Raw genomic sequence first — 13,576 nt, 5'->3', positions numbered from 1 at the left:
GTAGTACAGACACGCTCTTGAGTTCTCAAACCACCACCACACCAGCCGGCCCATCAACCTCAACCGAGGAGAACCAGCCGCGCTGAGCAGCAAGAGATAAACTTACACCAACCCACGCTAAAACGCAAACCCACCAAAAACAAACACCCCAAAACCATTGAAAACAAGCCAAAACACCGGCGTGTCGAAAATCGCGAAAAAACACCAAAAAACCAACACAAGACCAGGAACAATAATCAAAACCAACAAAAAATAATCAAGAATAGCCCCAAAAACATCAAAACCGGGAGTGTCGCACCGCCATACTCCAAACAAAACAGCAAAAAACGCAATTAATACAGAATCAACGCGAAAAATACACAATAAAAGCAGAAAAAGATGAGATATACGATTAGATATACACAAAAATATATGAGCGCGATATATGGAATACATACGGAATAAAAAATACCTATATAAATAGATACTTATTAAATAAACTTTTATAAAGCATACAAAGCACATAAAAACACAAAAAGCGTAAAGCGCATAAAGAAAAAAGAAAAATAAGAAAATAAGAATAGGGTATTAACAGACATTAATAAAAGAAGGAGCAGAAGAATGAGCAACAAGCAATCGAGCAATAAAGCACACCACATTGTTGTGCTCACAGGCGCAGGAATCTCCACAAGCGCAGGCATTCCTGACTTTCGCGGTCCAGATGGAGTTTGGACTAAGCACCCAGAGCAAATGAACGTTTATGACATAGACGCATTTTTAAGCAGTAAAGAGGAACGCGTCTACTCTTGGCGCTGGCAAAAAGAGTCTCCCGTTTGGAACGCACAGCCGGGGACTGCGCACAAAGCACTTGTAAAACTCGAGAAGGCAGGAATGCTCGACCTTATAGCCACCCAAAACTTTGATGCGCTTCACGAAAAAGCTGGCAATAACCCAAATATTATAGTGAACTTGCATGGAAGCATCGGAACTTCGCACTGCATGAGCTGCCACGCGAGCTATAAAACTGCCGATATTATGGCAGATTTAGATGAGCACCCGGATCCGCATTGCAGACGCACTCTGCCGTACCGCAGCAATATGCCTTGTAACGGTCTCATAAAAACAGACGTTGTTTATTTTGGAGAAGCGCTTCCAGAAGGTGCTATGGAACGCAGTGCGCAAGCAATAGTTAAAGCGGACGAGCTGTGGGTTATTGGTTCCACGCTGGAAGTATTTCCAGCTGCCAGCCTCGTGCCGTTAGCTGCGCGCGCTGGAGTGCCGATTACGATAATGAACCTGGGCTCTACGCAATACGACTATTTGGCAGAGCGTATTATTCGCGAAGATATTGCGAAAGCTCTGCCAAAGTTAGTAGACGAAACTATTGCAAAGTGATTATTGCAAATTAATGCTATTAAAACTATTGCAAAGTAACAGCTATACCTTCCCAAGGCGCAAGCGTACCGTTTTTAAGCGATGTAAGCGCGTGATTCACGTCGTAGGTTGTAACCATTACGTCACGCCCCACAAAAGCGTTAGAGGCGCGATTTTGCAATAATTGCGCGCTCTGCGTAGGGATAGGCACAGTTGAGTCAGTCATATTAACCATTACGAGCATGCGTTCTGTAGATTCCGCGGAATTTGCAGCAGATTCCGCAGCAGTCTCTGCAGAATCTTCCTGCTTTTCGCAACCAGATTTAAGCTCGCGCACAAAAGCATACACGCACTCGTCATCTGCATCAACCAAATCCCAAGAACCAGCAGAAACAATCGTCTCCGAATGACGAAGCGCAATCAAATACTTATAGAAAGCGTAAACGGAATCTGAATCTTCCATCTGCTCTGCTGCGTTAATATCCACATAATTAGGATTCACACTAATCCACGGCTCTGCGTTATTTACCGACTGAACATTAAAAGGCATGAATCCCGCGTATTTAGAAGCATTCCACTGCATTGGAGTTCGAGAATTGTCGCGGCCGCGCTTTGCGAGCGCATCCATCATCGACTCAGCAGACTGAATATGCGCTTTTTCTACGCGCTGCTTAAACATATTCAACGCTTCCAAATCGCGATACTGCTCGAGACGCGTAAAGTGCGCGTTAGTCATACCAATTTCCTCGCCTTGGTACACGTAAGGCGTGCCGCGGTGCATGTGAAGAAGCATGGCAATCGCCTTAGCAGAGCGCACGCGCATCTCCTCGCTAGCCTCACTACCCCAGCGAGAAAGCGCACGCGGCTGATCGTGATTATTAAAGAACAGGCTCGCCCAACCAGCATCCACTACCGCTTGTTGCTGCTCTGCCATCACGCTCTTTAATGCCGTAAGCTTTAGCGGCACAGGATTCCACTTAGTACCGTTTTCGCAATCGATATCCACATGATTGAACAGGAATAACATGTCAAGTTCGCTGTGAGCAGGGTCAGTAATATAAGTATTACGGTGCGGAGAAATTCCCGGAGCCTCGCCAACAGTAAGATAACCTTCGCGACCGTCGAAAACTTCTGCACGCATCTCGCGCAAGAATTCGTCTAAACGAGGACCGTCCGAGCAGAACGGGAATGGCGAAGAATAGCCGTCAGCACCAGCTGGCAAATCTTCAATTTGGCAGCCATCTTCACCCGGCAAACGACCTTCAGAATCAACATGCTTGGAAATTTGCGTAATCACATCCATGCGGAAGCCATCAATTCCGCGATCCATCCACCAATTCATCATCTTGTACACGGCAGCGCGAACCGCGGGATTTTCCCAATTCAAATCTGGCTGCTTTGGCGAATACTGGTGAAGGAAGTATTCTCCGCGCTTCGGATCGTAAGTCCACGCGGAACCGCCGAAATACGAACCCCACTTATTCGGCTCCGCACCCGGCTCACCAGGCACACAACCTTCACGCGCAGGCCTCCACCAATACCAATCAGCGTAATCACTAGAAGCATCTCTTGAAGCCTGGAACCAAGCGTGCTCGTCAGAAGTGTGATTTACTACTAAATCCATCACGACTTTAAGACCGCGCTCGTGAGCTCCAGCCAGCAGCTCGTCCATATCTTCCAAAGTTCCGAAAAGCGGATCAATATCTTGATAGTCGGAAATATCGTAACCGTTATCGTCTTGTGGGGACTTGTAAACAGGGCTGAGCCAGAGCACGTCAACGCCTAAATCAGCCAAGTAATCAAGGCGAGAAGTAATTCCCTTCAAATCTCCAATGCCGTCACCGTTTGTGTCCTGGAAGCTTCGCGGATAAATCTGATACACTACTGCATTCGCCCACCAAGGGTTTGGAGTAGCGCCGTTCGTACGCACGGATTCTGGCAAGTTTGCTCTGTCAAAAGTAGTCATTTAATCCCCATTAATTTACATTGATAAGTATTTTTATTGCAGTTTTATTTATTACAAATAATTCTATTTACTTAATAATATTTATGATTTTAGACTCTAAACTTTATCATCATACTAGATGTTACGCGCGGATAATAAAAAGCGGCCCGCAGTAAAAACCGCGAGCCGCGCCTCCTTCTCATTCATTGCAAGAGCTATAGGGATACTCTCTAAATTATTGCTGATTATGAAGTTTGAACGCGAGTTCTGCCAAATGAACTCCATGCGTTAAGAATTCGTGAGTGCGGCAAACGTAATCATTTTCGCGACCGAGCTTTGCTATGTAACCATTAATGTAATCGACTTCAGTCTTTCGTCCGCGACTCATATCTTGGTACATAGAAGGATAGTGCAGAGGATTTGCAACGCGACTTACGTAATCGATAGCCTCTAGCTCCTGCTGACGCGTATTAACCATACGAATTCCGGCACGATCGCACACGTCGTACGCTTCGTTAATAAGCTGTTGAGCCATATCCATAGCCCCAGGGTACGAAATAAACTGACCCATTTGAATCTGATACATTGTGCACAAAGTGTTAACTACGGAATTGAAAACTACCTTCGCCATGCACGTACCCTTGAAATCTTCCGTAATAGTAGGATTCAATCCGGCAGCTTTAAAGTCGTCTCGCATAGCAAGCTCAACGTCACTCACCTGCTCGTTCAACGCGCACATATTCATAGTTCCAACGCCAACTTTACCAATAAAATCAACGTCGCCTGGACCGTTCAAAACGGTTGCAATCATGGCAGTTCCGCCGTAAATATGATCATCCGGGAAGTACTGCTGCAACTTTTCAAAATGACCCCAGCCATTCATAGCAGCAAACACAACCTGATGCTCTTTAAACAGATGCTTACAACGCTCCAACATTTCCGCAAGCTGCATTTGCTTCATAAACACAATCCACACGTCTGGATCGCCGTCATAATCTTCAGGCGTATACATATTAATCGGCACCAAATGACGGTTTTCATGGTCACGGCTCACCATTACGCCGCCTTGCTCGCGAACTTTATTCACATTCTCATCCCAGGCATCAATGAAATCAACATGAATGCCAGCCGTTTCCTGCAACAAAACGCCATAGCGATATCCCATAGCTCCCGAACCGATCATTGCATATTTCATGCCACTCATAGTGACACCTCCTTTTAGGTAAAAATGTGCTTAGGCGAAATTCGTGCATACATGAAAATTCGTCGAAGCGACTGTAAATATAGTAAAAAGCAGTAAGGCTGATTGTAGTGACTAAAATCAGCCAACTGCTTTTTGGTTTTTATAGCATATTACACAGTTTTAGAAGAATGTCAAAATTCTGCGCATCGGCAAGGCGCGAACGTCAACTGAATATACTTACAATTTATGCATGCATCACCTACTTACAAGTGAAAAAATTGACGAATTTGAGCAACTGTACCGTAAGAAGCTTGTGCGCCAAATCCAGTAGCAGCATATGCAGCTACATAAGAAGCGAGTGACGCTGCATCAACCAACCGCATATCCACAGACAAACACGCAAGCACAGTACCCATAAAAGCATCGCCACAACCCGTAGTATCAACGGCATTGACATGCTGAGCCATAATTCGATGCACCGAATTATCAGCATAATCCAAAACCATAGACCCACGTGAGCCAAGTGTTACTATTGCCTCATTAAAGCCAAACTCATGCATTGCATGAAGCGTATGCTTCCAATCAAATGAATCCCAATCACCGCTATCTGGTTCTGAAATATGCAATAGCTGTGCCATTTCATGCTCATTGACCAGTAAGATATCTGCAGATCGTATAAGATCTTGCGGTAATGTATCCAAAAAAGGCGAATTATTAAGCAAAACTTTTACGCCATGTTCATGCGCTAAGCGAGCGCACATCGTAACCGATTCTAATGGACTTTCCAAGCAAAGCCCTAATACTTTTGCATTAGTAATAGCAGCTTGCACAGATGGCGACTGAATATAATCAATATCAACTTGCGAGTTAGACCCAGGCGCATAAACAATAGTATTTTCGCCACTTTGCGCATCCACTGTAATCACTGTTGCGCCACTGTTGCAATTGGGTACATGACGTACATACGTCGTATCAACACCAGATTCTCGCAAAGCACCAGTAAGAAAATCAGCATTAGCATCATCACCTACAGCACCGAACATACATACGTGCGCACCAAGCTTTGCAGCAGATACTGCCTGATTACCTGACTTGCCTCCAGGCAGTATTCGTATTTCGTTACCTTTAATGGTCTCACCAGGCATAGGAAGACGATTAGCAACAATAGTATAATCCGCATTCATAGAACCAACTATCGCTACAGTAGGCATCTTCATATTTCGTAACGCAGGCAATGTCTCATGTTGCAAAGCCACGTTAACAGGCTGAATGACTTTAATCTTTTCTAAACTCTCTAACGAGTCAAGCATATGATAACTACACATAATTCTCCCTAAATATTGCGCAAAACAAAGCTTAGAATGGAACGCCACAACGCAGCAACACGTTAGAATACGGAGTAGTCTCACCCGTTCGAATCACGAATTTAGCTTGCGAAACAAGAGCCTTAAACCCTCGTTCGCCATCATGCGGCACATAAGTCAATGGCACACCAAGCAAATCCTTGATCCATGTTTCTGGAACATCATCACAAGCTTCTTCCGCCATAATACCAGACTCAAGAACAAGATCATCCTTTATTGATGCAAGCACATCAGGAAATCGCGGTATTCCAAAAACCAAAGCTAAATCAATAACTTCTACGCCCGCTGGGACAGGCAGGCCACAGTCAGAAACAACAAATTGATCCTTATGCCTCAATTTTGCAATAGCAGCTGCTAATTGTGCGTTCAAAATACCATGAGTTAACATAATTCACCCCATATCGTGGCTCATGAAAGTGACATCAACAATGATCATCACCTTCATAACAAGTGCGCCACCACGAACATATATGATAAAAAATCTTATTAAGAAAACAATGGCGTTGAGAACACTAAAGCATACGGTATTAATAAATTTTACTGTTGCGATTATTTTCACGAAAGCATCATGAATGCTCTCAACACCATATAAATTTTGCATTAGCTATATTAATCCATAAAACTACTCAACATAAACTTTAATGTTTATATACAGAATTACATAGTTTTATGCAAATATGTATTACTCAAAATCACCCACATTCGTTATTGTCACTGTTTTCACAGTAATTGGTTCAGTCTTTGGAACACTTTGCCCTTTAATAGCTTTTACAGCAGCAGCAACGGCGGAACGACCAAGTTCCTTTGGCTGCTGAGCAATTGTTCCAGCCATTGCGCCGGCCTTAATAGCTTTCATACCGTCAACAGTGCCATCGAAACCGACTACTTTAATTTCTTTACCAGCTTTAGCTCCTAATGCTTGAATGGCACCTAATGCCATCTCGTCATTTTCGGCGTAAATGCCGGTTGCATTCGGGTGCGATTGCAACAAATTAGTAGCCACATTTAATGCTTCAGCACGGTCAAAGTTAGCAGTTTGTTCTGCTACAACTTTAATATTTGAATATTTCTTAATACGATCTTTGAATCCTTTGCCACGGTCGCGAGTAGAAGCCGCTCCAGGAATACCTTGCAAAATCAAAACTTCACCCTTTTCGCCCATACTATTAGCTAGCGTGTCAGCAGCCTGAGCACCACCAGCAACGTTATCGGAAGCAATATGCGAAGTAACTTTTTCACCAGTTACAGAACGGTCAACAGAAATCACAGGCAAGTTCGCGCTTAGCAACGGGGCAACTGCAGGACCAGCAGCATCAGAATCTACAGGGTTAATAATAACAGCTTTTGCACCTTGTGATTGAGCATTCTGCGCTTGATCCTGCTGCTTTGCAGAATCATTCTGAGCGTCGGAAACTTGCAAATCAACACCAAGTTTCTCTGCTTCAGCTTGGGCACCATCACGCAAATCCACAAAGAACGGATTGTTCAAAGTAGAAACTAGCAATGCGACTTTATCGCCACCATTAGTACTACCACATGCACTCATGCTGACAATAAGTGCAGATGCTGCTGCAACCGCGCAAGCAATCTTTACGCCTCGACGCATAATTGGATAATTCATCATATCTCCTTTGATTATTGCCCTGTGCTACCGCAAGTTTTAGTTCGATAAATCCACAATGTTGCAGTGACATAAGGCTGATGTTTCACCATCTCTTTACCTTATTGTTACGTAGTTTTGAGTTATAAAGTTCAGTTATAATATTCCAAATCGTCTCAATTCTTGCTGAAAATATTGATTACTCGCCACTTACGAATCAACATTTGCAAGATTCACCTCCTTCCTACGAGAAGATCAAGTTTATAAAAAGTATTAATTTGCTGTCAGTGCGTATCTTCCTTGCGGCGCAAAGTGTCAAGGCTCACAGCAAAGGCAATAACCAAACCAATAACTACTTGCTGCCAGAAGGAGGAAACATTCAAAATATTCAAGCCATTACGAATTACAGCCAGCAAAATTGCTCCTACGAAAGTGCCAGAAATCTTACCTTTACCGCCCGAAAGCGAAGCACCACCGATAACAACAGAAGCAATAGCATCCATTTCATAGCCAGCGGCAGCCTGAGGCTGAGCGGAATGTAAACGACCGGCAATAACTAAACCAGCGATGGCAGCGAAAATACCGGAAAAAACAAACACCATAATTTGCGTTTTATGAATATTGATACCAGAAAGGCGAGAAGCCTCCATATTTCCACCAACAGCATACATAGAACGACCAGTAGTGGTGAAGTTCAGTATTACTGCAGCAATAACACCCATGATAATCATCATCACAATTGGCATTGGAATACCTAATATCTTGGCACCAAAGAAATTCACCATGCCAGAAGTGGAAATAGGACGACCGTCTGAAACAACAAGGGTAAGTCCACGCGCAACAGACATCATTGCCAATGTAGCAATAAACGACGGTAACTTAAGAAAAGCGTTTGCAACACCTGAAATAAGACCAAAAAGCGCACCGGTTACTATGCCTACAACAACAGTTAACACTGGTGGCAAACCCATAGAAACGCCTGTATACGCAACCAACATACTAGAAATTGCAGCCACCGCACCTACTGACAAATCAATACCAGCGGACACGATAACAAAGGTTTGACCGAATGCCAAAATAGCAACTGTCGCAGCTTGAATACCCACATTGAGAATATTCACACTTGTCAAAAATGCTGGCGTGGCGCACGAAAGCGCAGCACACAAGATAATCAAGCCGATAAGAGCGCCATTGCGTGATGCAAACTTTTTCGCTGCAGGCAAAAATCCTTTATCAACTGCACCGTATCCCAAATGCTCAGATTTTGCACTACTCGTAGCAGCCATAATTTATACTCCTTTAACAAATTTTGCTATAACTCACTGCACTGCTGTGTGCAATAAATTGTTGTATGCAAGTTTTACGTTTGATTGGTAACTTTAATTTTTAAGATTTCAATATGGCTCATGTATCAGTTTCATATTGAAAGCAGTAAGGTTTTACTCATTCCTGTATGCTCAAATACCAGATGTATTAAGGTGAGTCACTGCAAGTTCCATCACACTTTCCTGCGTAGCCTCGCTTGCAGCTAATTCACCGCTGATTCTGCCGTTCGACATCACCAATACGCGATCTGACATGCCAAGCACTTCAGGCAAATCTGAGGATGCCATCAGCACAGCACCTCCATTTTCTACGATACTGTTAATCAACTCGTAAATTTCTACACGAGCACCAACATCAACACCACGAGTAGGCTCATCCAGCAATAGCACTTTCACGTTCGCCATAGACCATTTGCCGAACACGATTTTTTGTTGATTACCGCCAGATAGCGAACCAGCGAGTTGATCAATGTTTGCCATACGAATACGCAATTTTTTTGCAGTTTCTTCCTCGCGAGTACGCTGCCCTTTCAAATCCGCAAATCCTGCATGTGCTGTAGGAACTAATGTAGAAATTCCCAAATTTTCTGCAACAGATGCTTCAAGAATCAACCCTTGTACTCGACGATCTTCTGGGACTAAACCAAGACCAGCTGCGATGCTTCCTGCAATATTCGCTTTTGCAATAGATTTACCATCAACAGTTATTGAACCTGAATCATAACTATCTGCACCAAATATTGCACGAAGAACTTCGGTACGACCAGCACCTACCAAACCTGCAAGACCCACAACTTCGCCAGCATGAACGCTGAAGGATACATTTTCTAACGTACCTTTTCGCGTTAAGCCTTCTACTTTTAGCAGCTCTTTGCCTTGACTACGTTTGCCATGAGGGAATTGATTTGTAATATCACGACCTACCATGAGTTTTACAAGTTCCTTCTCAGGAACTTGCGCATCAACAGTATCGACGTATTTGCCATCGCGAAGTACGGTTACAACATCACCAATACGCGCAATTTCATCTAAATGATGAGAAATAAACACCATTCCAACATTTTTGGATTTTAAATCTTCCATAATGTTAAATAACTGTTCACATTCTGGTTTTGTTAGAGCAGCTGTTGGTTCATCAAGAATAAGGATAGATGCATGCTGCATAAGTGCTTTGGCTATTTCTACCATCTGTTGACGAGCTACACCAAGTTGTCCCATTGGCTTATTGACATCTTCATCTAAACCGATAACTTGCAATGCAGATTCCGCACGAGCACGCATCGTCGCGCGACTAACAAAACCAGCTTTCGTAGGAAGCATACCAAGGAACAAATTTTCCATAATAGAAAGTTCTGGCACCAAATTTAACTCTTGGTGAATCACAGCAATGCCCAATTTGCGAGCAGTATCCACATTAGGAATTCGCGCTGTTTCACCATTGATCTCAATATGACCTTTATCTGGCTGATAAATGCCGCTCATCATCTTAATAACTGTTGACTTGCCCGCACCATTTTCACCAAGGAGAACATGCACTTCACCTGGTTTTACTGTTACAGACACATTGTCAACTACCGTAGAATTACCGAATATTTTCGATACTCCTACTAGCGATAGTTCCGTCATGTCTTACCTCTTTCTTCGCTACAGCACCACTGCTGCCACGAAAATGCAATAAATTACGCTACATTACGCTTGTACTTTGGATGAGAATTATGCCGCAATGTGCATGCAAAAACGTAACAACAACGGTACGCTCAGGTGATTGCTGCACACGCTTACAAAGTCACGGTACAAAAATCAATAACAATAGTGTCAAGCTATAGAATAACAGCCTTACAGCTACGCATTTCCTAACGATTCACGCGGAATATACATAGTTTCTACTCGCTGCGATTGAACATCAACATTATGTTCTAACATATCCAAAAAAAGTGCAGCACTAGTACGACCAATGCGCTGAACTTGTTGCGAAATAGTAGAAATACGCGGCGTTGCTAAGCGGAATATTTCAACATCATCAAACGAGATAAGTGAAATATCACTGCCTATCACTAATCCTTCACGAGCCATTACATCCATCACTCGCAGCGCATCTGGCGAATAACCGACAATAAGTGCTTTTACACCAACGCTAATCATGCGATGCAACACGCTAGCGCATGAGGATTGTTCAAATCCCGTAGATTCTACAAATACATGTTCTTCGCCAAATATCTCCGAAGCCACTGTACGAAATACTTGTTCACGTTCTTGCAGTGACGGTGAAGCGATAATTGGACCCGACACGTAGCCAACTGAGCAAAAACCATGTTGTTTAACATCCAATAATGCTTCACGAATACCTTGCTCTGGATCCGAATCCACAACTGGCACATGCGTCAAATCGCCAGTCCGAGACTCCACATGTCGATCCATAAACATAAGTGGAAGATGCTGCTCCATCAACATTCTCATAGCATCAGTTTCCTCACCTTGAGGCACAATAATCGCACCATCAATGCGTTGAGAAAGAATACTTGTAATGAATGAATCTTGACGAGCTGCACTCTCAGAAGATGTTCCAATAAACGCACAATAGCCGGCATCAAACAACGAGTCTTGCACAGTATACGCAAGCTCAGCAAAATACGCATTGCGTATATCTGGCACAAGTAGCCCCACTGTCTTAGTACGAGATGACCGCATCGCCTGAGCGCGAGAATCTGGTATATAACCTAGTTCCGCAACTGCACGCTCAACTTTCGCCTTAGTGTTTGCCGATATACGACCCGTATTATTCAATGCGCGAGAAACAGTTGATACTGATATACCAGCACGTTGCGCAACATCGCGAATCGTAATGTACGACATGACACCTCCAGCTCATCTCTTATGCTCAACCAGTGTTAACAATTTTGCACTGTTATCGATATGTTTTGATTTTAGCTTGTACTCCATGTTTTATACTACGTTTTTCCATATACTCCTCTCGTTGGAGAAAAACAGCACTATGCAACCATGCATAAGAGCCTCTGTGCAATCTTATTCTCAATGAGCAGCTTCATCAGCGCTGAATAGAATCCGCAATTGAGATAACGTTCCCACAATTGTCGGTTTCTTCAACTTACCTCATGCGGTAACGTTACCGCAACTATAACATTTTGCTAGAATGAACACAAGGGGAACACGCTAAAAATTACTTTTCATGCACTGCGTTATCTTGAATTAAACGCAACATTAAAAAATAATGCAACACTTATCTAACGTTGATGCGCAAAAAAGTTTCGCAAGGGTTGAGCACACTCAGATTCGCATACTGAACCAATGACTTCCGGACGTGAGCCAACATGAGGATCTCGCAAAATATCCCATACAGAACCACACGCACCAAGTTTGGCATCCCACGCCCCGAAAATCACGCGTTTAAGGCGCGTTTGCAGCACAGCTCCAGCACACATAGGGCAAGGTTCAAGAGTTACTACCAGAGTACAGTCAGATAGATTCCAAGATTTACGCGAGGTAGCAGCATCTTTCATAGCGAGCACTTCAGCATGAGCCAAAGGATCAGCGCTCTGCTCTCGCATATTTGCGCCTTTGCCAATAATATTACCGCTACCATCAAGCACAACTGCTCCAACTGGGACTTCGCCTGCAGAAGCAGACTCTCGAGCCAAATTCAAGGCTTGATTCATTGCAAATACTATCTCATCGCGCATATTCATGAAATCACTTTACAAATTAATTTACAGATTAAGAAAAAACAAAATCGAATAAATTTACATAAATCTAAGTAAATTTACATAAGCCCAGAAGAAATATCGTGAGTTACGAACCACTTGCGAATATCGCCAATTTCGTTCATATCAACAGCGTGATCCAACCCGCGATAACGACGTTCTTCAAGCCAAGTGTGCTCCTCAAGCCACGCTGCAGCAGCCGAGAATTCGTAAGGAGGAATCACGCCATCCTCTAATCCGTAGCCGAAAAATACAGGAGTATTACGCTCAGCTAAATCGTTATCTTGTAATGCGATTTCTTCCGAGGAAGCAGGAACACTAGGCGCTATGAACCCGGAAAGCGAAACGGCCGCACGGTAGCGCGAAGGATTCAAACGCAAAACGTGCACCGCGAGCGCAGCGCCTTGCGAAAAACCAAATGGCACAATGTCGCGATTCGCTGGAATATTTTCATGCACCCATTCGTCAATTGCTACAGCAGCAGCATACATATCGTAATCTAAATCTTCTCGCTGCGGCACAGCATCGTGGAACCAACTGTAAGCGCCTTCTGCCAACTTAAGTGGAGCACGTAAAGCGATTGCATCATTATATGGTGCAACTACTCGCAACAAATCCAATAAATCTTCCTCGTTAGAACCCCAACCGTGAAGGAGCAAAAGCAGCGGATGCGTTGGATGAGCTGAAGCATTCCCTTGCGAATACTGTGCATTCATAACTTTTAAAGGCTCACCAAAACGACCCGGCACAACGTGAGATTCGCGACCAATATGTGGATCGTAAGAATTGTCACCTACATTATTGATATTTAGTTCATCGTTAGTGTTCATTACATCACCGTCGCTTGTAATAAATAAAAGTTTGTACAATACTCGCACTTTTTTGCATTGCAGTTGCAATATAGTTGCCTTATATTTGCACAAAAGGCCAGAATAGTAAGAGGCAAAGCCCTTGCAATTCCAGCCTTTTTAACTAGTGCGAACGGCGGGACTTGAACCCGCACGAGCATACGCTCACTGCCACCTGAAGACAGCGCGTCTACCATTCCGCCACGTTCGCATACAAAGTGCAAGGCTATCATATTTAA

The 13,576-nt window shown here is 43.6% G+C and carries 12 protein-coding genes and 1 tRNA gene; 1 reads left to right on the top strand and 12 read right to left on the bottom strand.

Annotated elements, in window-relative coordinates; translation table 11 throughout:
* Positions 1-25: 25 nt before the first annotated feature.
* Positions 26-172 carry a hypothetical protein gene (locus HXT48_RS00580; RefSeq protein WP_162720529.1) on the bottom strand — a complete coding sequence of 49 codons (147 nt, stop codon included), beginning with the start codon at positions 170-172 and terminating at the stop codon, positions 26-28.
* A gap of 428 nt (positions 173-600) precedes the next feature.
* Between HXT48_RS00580 and HXT48_RS00575 the strand changes: the two genes are divergently transcribed.
* Complete coding sequence (locus HXT48_RS00575) at positions 601-1,374, top strand: SIR2 family NAD-dependent protein deacylase (protein WP_421793084.1); 774 nt, start codon at positions 601-603, stop codon at positions 1,372-1,374.
* A gap of 25 nt (positions 1,375-1,399) precedes the next feature.
* Here HXT48_RS00575 and HXT48_RS00570 read toward each other — a convergent pair whose 3' ends face one another.
* The 11 genes from HXT48_RS00570 to HXT48_RS00520 all read right to left on the bottom strand — a co-directional run bounded on the left by HXT48_RS00570 (position 1,400) and on the right by HXT48_RS00520 (position 13,548).
* A complete protein-coding gene (locus HXT48_RS00570) occupies positions 1,400-3,319 on the bottom strand; it encodes an alpha-glucosidase (protein ID WP_119522341.1) in 1,920 nt (639 codons plus the stop codon).
* A gap of 214 nt (positions 3,320-3,533) precedes the next feature.
* Positions 3,534-4,502, bottom strand: a complete 969-nt coding sequence (locus tag HXT48_RS00565) for a ketopantoate reductase family protein (RefSeq protein WP_064621534.1) — start codon at positions 4,500-4,502, stop codon at positions 3,534-3,536.
* A gap of 242 nt (positions 4,503-4,744) precedes the next feature.
* A complete protein-coding gene (locus HXT48_RS00560) occupies positions 4,745-5,791 on the bottom strand; it encodes a ribokinase (protein ID WP_004109420.1) in 1,047 nt (348 codons plus the stop codon).
* A gap of 46 nt (positions 5,792-5,837) precedes the next feature.
* Positions 5,838-6,233: a D-ribose pyranase gene (gene rbsD / locus HXT48_RS00555; RefSeq protein WP_004109421.1), complete on the bottom strand. Its 396-nt coding sequence runs from the start codon at positions 6,231-6,233 to the stop codon at positions 5,838-5,840.
* 294 nt (positions 6,234-6,527) lie between these two features.
* Positions 6,528-7,466 (bottom strand): D-ribose ABC transporter substrate-binding protein, encoded by a 939-nt coding sequence (locus HXT48_RS00550; RefSeq protein WP_421793214.1) that lies wholly within the window; start codon positions 7,464-7,466, stop codon positions 6,528-6,530.
* 263 nt (positions 7,467-7,729) lie between these two features.
* Positions 7,730-8,731, bottom strand: a complete 1,002-nt coding sequence (locus HXT48_RS00545; protein WP_004109423.1) for an ABC transporter permease — start codon at positions 8,729-8,731, stop codon at positions 7,730-7,732.
* 171 nt (positions 8,732-8,902) lie between these two features.
* Positions 8,903-10,396, bottom strand: a complete 1,494-nt coding sequence (locus tag HXT48_RS00540; protein ID WP_033888531.1) for a sugar ABC transporter ATP-binding protein — start codon at positions 10,394-10,396, stop codon at positions 8,903-8,905.
* 216 nt (positions 10,397-10,612) lie between these two features.
* Positions 10,613-11,623 (bottom strand): LacI family DNA-binding transcriptional regulator, encoded by a 1,011-nt coding sequence (locus HXT48_RS00535; protein ID WP_004109425.1) that lies wholly within the window; start codon positions 11,621-11,623, stop codon positions 10,613-10,615.
* Positions 11,624-12,012: 389 nt separating this feature from the next.
* Positions 12,013-12,474, bottom strand: coding sequence for a nucleoside deaminase (locus tag HXT48_RS00530; protein WP_064622043.1), 462 nt, complete (start codon positions 12,472-12,474; stop codon positions 12,013-12,015).
* Between the two features lie 74 nt (positions 12,475-12,548).
* Positions 12,549-13,319 carry an alpha/beta hydrolase gene (locus HXT48_RS00525; RefSeq protein ID WP_004109429.1) on the bottom strand — a complete coding sequence of 257 codons (771 nt, stop codon included), beginning with the start codon at positions 13,317-13,319 and terminating at the stop codon, positions 12,549-12,551.
* Positions 13,320-13,465: 146 nt separating this feature from the next.
* Positions 13,466-13,548: transfer RNA gene (locus HXT48_RS00520), tRNA-Leu, on the bottom strand.
* Positions 13,549-13,576: the final 28 nt, after the last annotated feature.

Source organism: Gardnerella sp. KA00127, assembly GCF_049244125.1.
GTDB lineage: Bacteria > Actinomycetota > Actinomycetes > Actinomycetales > Bifidobacteriaceae > Bifidobacterium > Bifidobacterium swidsinskii.
The sequence above is the reverse complement of the archived record's forward strand: the minus strand, read 5'-3'. Positions and strand labels throughout refer to the sequence as shown.

Coding starts and splice junctions, on each gene's coding strand:
- HXT48_RS00530 (WP_064622043.1), bottom strand. CDS start 12,474: ATGAATATGCGCGATGAGATAGTATTTGCAATGAATCAAGCCTTGAAT.
- HXT48_RS00550 (WP_421793214.1), bottom strand. CDS start 7,466: ATGAATTATCCAATTATGCGTCGAGGCGTAAAGATTGCTTGCGCGGTT.
- HXT48_RS00565 (WP_064621534.1), bottom strand. CDS start 4,502: ATGAGTGGCATGAAATATGCAATGATCGGTTCGGGAGCTATGGGATAT.
- HXT48_RS00545 (WP_004109423.1), bottom strand. CDS start 8,731: ATGGCTGCTACGAGTAGTGCAAAATCTGAGCATTTGGGATACGGTGCA.
- HXT48_RS00570 (WP_119522341.1), bottom strand. CDS start 3,319: ATGACTACTTTTGACAGAGCAAACTTGCCAGAATCCGTGCGTACGAAC.
- HXT48_RS00560 (WP_004109420.1), bottom strand. CDS start 5,791: ATGCTTGACTCGTTAGAGAGTTTAGAAAAGATTAAAGTCATTCAGCCT.
- rbsD (WP_004109421.1), bottom strand. CDS start 6,233: ATGTTAACTCATGGTATTTTGAACGCACAATTAGCAGCTGCTATTGCA.
- HXT48_RS00575 (WP_421793084.1), top strand. CDS start 601: ATGAGCAACAAGCAATCGAGCAATAAAGCACACCACATTGTTGTGCTC.
- HXT48_RS00535 (WP_004109425.1), bottom strand. CDS start 11,623: ATGTCGTACATTACGATTCGCGATGTTGCGCAACGTGCTGGTATATCA.
- HXT48_RS00525 (WP_004109429.1), bottom strand. CDS start 13,319: ATGAACACTAACGATGAACTAAATATCAATAATGTAGGTGACAATTCT.
- HXT48_RS00540 (WP_033888531.1), bottom strand. CDS start 10,396: ATGACGGAACTATCGCTAGTAGGAGTATCGAAAATATTCGGTAATTCT.